Genomic DNA, 4,282 nt, shown 5'->3' with positions numbered 1-4,282 from the left:
ACTTGCCGATCTTCAATTCATATCCGGCCTCCTTTGCAGCGGCTTCGGTATATCCGGTGGAGGCAATCTGTGGCTGGCAATAGGTGCATCCCGGAATGTTGTTCTTGTCCATCGCGTGCACGGGCAGCCCGGCTATCTTCTCGACACACATGATGCCCTCGTGACTTGCCTTGTGGGCAAGCCAGGGTGGCCCGGCAACGTCGCCGATCGCATACACACCATCGACGTTTGTGCGGCCAAACCCATCGATCACGATGCTTCCGCGATCGGTCTTGATCCCAAGATCTTCAAGACCAAGGTCCTCGATGTTACCGACCACGCCCACGGCGGAAAGCACCTGGTCGGCTTCGATGGTCTCCTCGCCTTTCTTCGTCTTGACTTTAACCTGTACGGTGTCGCCCGATGTGTCGACCGAAAGCACTTCGGCACTGGTCATCGATTTGATACCCATCTTCTTAAAGGCACGCCCGAGCTCCTTGGAGACGTCGTGATCCTCGACTGGCACCAGTCGATCCAGAACCTCCACAATGGTAACCTCGGCGCCCATGTTGTGATAGAAGTAGGCAAACTCAACGCCAATCGCGCCGGCACCAACCACGACCAGCCTGGCGGGTCGATCGGTCTGCAACATGGCCTCTTTGTAGGTGATGATCCTCTTGCCATCAACAGGCAGCGGTGGTATCTCACGTGCCCGTGCACCGGTGGCGACGACGATATGCCGGGCTCGAACGGATGCTTTCTTTCCGATCGTTGCGCCGTCCATGTCCGTAGACGGTTCAATGCTGATCGTGCTGTCGCCGGTCAACCGCGCATAACCGGGGATAACGTCAATGCCGTTCTTCTTCATCAAGAACTGCACTCCCTTGTTCATCTTGTTGGCGACCGACCGACTTCTGGCTATCACTTTCGGGAAGTCCGCCTCGACATCACCCGCGACATTCAGTCCGTACTCGGACAGATGGCGACCGTAGTCCATAAGCTCGGCGCTCTTCAACAGTGCTTTCGTCGGTATGCAGCCAATGTTCAGACATACACCTCCGAGCTTGTTCTTTTCGACAACGGCAGTCTTCATTCCGAGCTGAGTCGCTCGGATGGCGGCTTCGTAGCCTCCTGGACCGGTACCGATCACGATCAGGTCATAGTCAAAATCAGCCATCAATTAGCACGTGGTTAATAGGTGGTATGGGCCTCGAGGCGGGGATCAGGAAGTGTCACGGTCAACGCATCCCCGTGTTATGAGATCCGATCACGTTGTGAGGTCTGTGAAAATACGGAAGGTCTCAGGGTTCGCTGCGGTGGACGCCGGGTCGTGCTCCTATCGCGTCGATCTTTCTGACGCGTCCCAGATGCCGACCGCCTTCAAATGATTCTGTAAGGAACACCCGAACGATGGCCCGGCACACTTCGATACCGAGGGTACGACTTCCGAGCGTCAGGACATTCGCGTCGTTGTGTGCCCGGGCGTTCCACGCCGTGAACTCGTTGTATGCGCATGCGGCCCGGATGCCAGCCACCTTGTTGCAGGCCATGGCCGATCCAATTCCGGCGCCGTCGATCATAATCCCGAGGTCAGCTTTTGCGGCGGCAACGGTGTTCGCCACCTTCAAGGCATAGTCAGGATAGTCGCAACTCTTATCGGAGTTCGTACCGACGTCGGCGACCTGCCACCCGAGGTCGCGGACAAACGGAATCAACTGCTCCTTGTACACGAAACCCCCGTGGTCGCTGCCAATGGCGATCGATCGCGTCGGATTGGATGGCTTCTTGCTTCGATTTTTCTCAACACGAAGGAACTCGATCTTAAGCTGACGGGCGGTATCGCGTGCGAGCGGCGTGATAACAACGTCCGCGTCCACGGTAAGAGTCGAGGCCCCTGACCTGTGCGCGGCCCGCACCATCGCTTCCGTTATGAGTTGTCTGCTCCCCATTAGAGCAAACTACCCTCGCCGACCTGATCATTCAAGCGCCGCGCGTCACAGTCGCGTGAGCCAGGGAACGGGGTTCATCGGTTCGCCCTTCTTGAAGACGGCGAAGAAGATGCCAGGACCCTTTGGTTCCGAGTCCGTACCGGCCCGGCCAATCACCTGCCCCGAACTCACAACTTCGTTCTGCCCGACATACAGGAGGGAGAAGTTGCTGTACACCGTATGGTACTCCCCGTGCTCTATGACCACGTACGTACCGAAGTCAGGAATAATGTCCACGCTGATTACTCTTCCTTCAAACGCCGCTTTCACGGCAGCGGATGATTCCGTCGCGATGAGAATTCCTGGATTAGGTACGCTCGTTCCATGAACCGGATTCACGATATCACCGAAGGGCTCCTTGACCACGCCGCGAGACGGCCATGTCAGCCGGCCTTTGCTACTCACAAAGGCGGCGGTGAGCTCGGCACTCGCTCGCAGCGCTTCGGCTGATCTGTCGCCGGTCCGACGTGCTTCGGCGGCGATGATCTCACGAATGCGGGACTCGAGTTGCCTGACGGTAGACTGGCGATTCTCGAGGTCCTTCTCGATGCTCTGACGTTCCCTGCGCAACTTGCGCACGACACGGCTCCGGTCTGTCTTCAGGTCAGCAAGTCGTGCCTGTTCCGCCTCCGCGGCCTCGAGAAGCTGCTCATTTCGCAGGTAGGACGCGGCCAGTTCGTCTCGCTGCCGGTTGATTTGAACCGTCGATTCCCTGATAGCATCCAGGCGCTTGCGCCGCTGATTCGAAAAGCGACGCAGGTACTGAACCCTGATGAGCATCTGGTTGATCGACTCTGCCGCGAGGATCAACGCCAGATCGTGCGTGCGCCCGTACTTGTAGGCGTGACCCGCACGCCCCCGGTATTCGTCGCGCAGCCGGCCCAGGTCCTCCTCCAGGAGAGTCAACGATGTTCGCAGAGTATCCTGCTGACGCTGCAGCTGATCGAGCCGCGTCCGATAATTCCGCATGAGCTCTTCTCGCATCGCGATCTGCCTGTCGAGATTGCGAAGCGTCTTCAAACTTGCCTGCTCCTGCTTCGTCGTCTTCGAGAGGCGGTCCTGATCTTTAGATATCAGGTCGCGCAGTTCCTCCAGACGTTGCTCTGTTTCCTCACGCGAAATCCGATCCTGGGCGGTTGCCGGCCGAGCGACAACAAGCGCAAGGGCAGCAACGAGGATCGTTTTGACGAGGGGAGCGAGGCGGCTTCCCGGAGGGCTCTTAGTGGACTCGTACATACGTGGCGTTGTTAGAGACATCGAAGTCAAGGTGGAGTCTCTTCGGGTTCAGCGTAAGTGACCGGTGGGAAATCGTTGCACTGATCTTGTCAACGGGTCGGCGGACCACGATTCTGCGTGGGAGAGCGACTCCCGAAAACAGGTCGAAGTCGAGGAACGTTCGTTCTTCCTCAAGTACACCCTGTGCATCTCGTTCTTCCGTGCGAACGATCCTCCAGATCGTGGGATCCACAAACAGCTTTTGCCGACCATCCATACTTGTCAAATAGTAGCGGAGCGAGTCGGCTTCAACAGACCAGGAATTAGTGATCTCGATGGCTGGAAGACCCAGAATGTCAAAAAAGAGATCTGGTGCCTGCCACGGCATCGGCAGAAGCCTACTGGCACTCTCAGTATCGCCGTAGTAGACGGTCTTCTTAATGCGGTCGTAGACGAAGAATGAGTCGGGCGTGAAGAGTATTCTGGCCGCCTCGATACCAAACTGAACCTTGACGTCCACACGCACGGAGTCTCCAAGACGGTGATTTATGACCGCTGTGAATTGGGAGGATCCTTCAGGGCTGGCAACCGCAGCGCTTGAAACAGCCTGCAGTGAGTGGAGCGTGTCAGTCGCGGTGAGGAGTGCACGCCGGATTTCGTCGACTGAATGGTCAGGGAAATGCCCGGGCAGCGGACTCGGATCAAGCGCCGACCTCCCGGTCCGGCAACCGGCCATCGTCAACAGGACCACGAGTAACGCAAAGAGCGCGCTCGAGCGAGGAACGGACCGAATTCGTGGCCGCAGAAAGGAACAGAAAGTCAAGGTGCGACCCGATCAAGTTTCTCCTTCAACAGCTCATTGTCCGGAGTTATTTCGAGCGCCCGGAGCCAGCGAGTGCGTGCACTTTCCATTAAACCCAGGCTCGCCTCGATGTCACCCAGATGTTCGAGCATTGTCGCGTTCCCGCTCGTCGCGTCAACCGCACGCTGCACCCATTCTCTTGCCTCGGCTGGCCGATCGAGGAGAAAGAGGATCCATCCGAGTGTATCCTGAAATGACGGGTTGTCCGGATCAATACTGATCGCCTGCTGCGCCAGTA

Annotated in this window: 5 protein-coding genes; all 5 read right to left on the bottom strand. The window is 57.6% G+C overall.

Annotated elements, in window-relative coordinates; translation table 11 throughout:
* Positions 1-1,156, bottom strand: a 1,156-nt coding sequence (gene lpdA / locus HKN37_05450; protein ID NNE46089.1) for a dihydrolipoyl dehydrogenase, incomplete at its 3' end; no start/stop codon positions are given.
* A 124-nt stretch (positions 1,157-1,280) separates the two neighbouring features.
* Positions 1,281-1,898 carry a ribose 5-phosphate isomerase B gene (rpiB, locus tag HKN37_05445; protein NNE46088.1) on the bottom strand — a complete coding sequence of 206 codons (618 nt, stop codon included), beginning with the start codon at positions 1,896-1,898 and terminating at the stop codon, positions 1,281-1,283.
* 75 nt (positions 1,899-1,973) lie between these two features.
* The gene (locus HKN37_05440) at positions 1,974-3,203 is read right to left on the bottom strand and encodes a peptidoglycan DD-metalloendopeptidase family protein (protein ID NNE46087.1); all 1,230 of its coding nucleotides are present in this window, start codon (positions 3,201-3,203) and stop codon (positions 1,974-1,976) included.
* Entirely contained in the window at positions 3,187-4,005 is an 819-nt protein-coding gene (locus HKN37_05435; GenBank protein NNE46086.1) for a DUF4292 domain-containing protein, read from the bottom strand. The genes HKN37_05440 and HKN37_05435 overlap by 17 nt, the downstream gene beginning before the upstream one ends.
* Positions 4,002-4,282, bottom strand: a 281-nt coding sequence (locus tag HKN37_05430) for a tetratricopeptide repeat protein (GenBank protein NNE46085.1), incomplete at its 5' end; no start/stop codon positions are given. The genes HKN37_05430 and HKN37_05435, both read right to left, overlap by 4 nt.

The sequence above is a fragment of the Rhodothermales bacterium genome (assembly GCA_013002345.1).
In the GTDB taxonomy this organism is placed as follows: Bacteria; Bacteroidota; Rhodothermia; order Rhodothermales; family JABDKH01; genus JABDKH01.
Note: the sequence above shows the minus strand (reverse complement) of the source record. Positions and strands in the feature narration are given on the sequence as shown.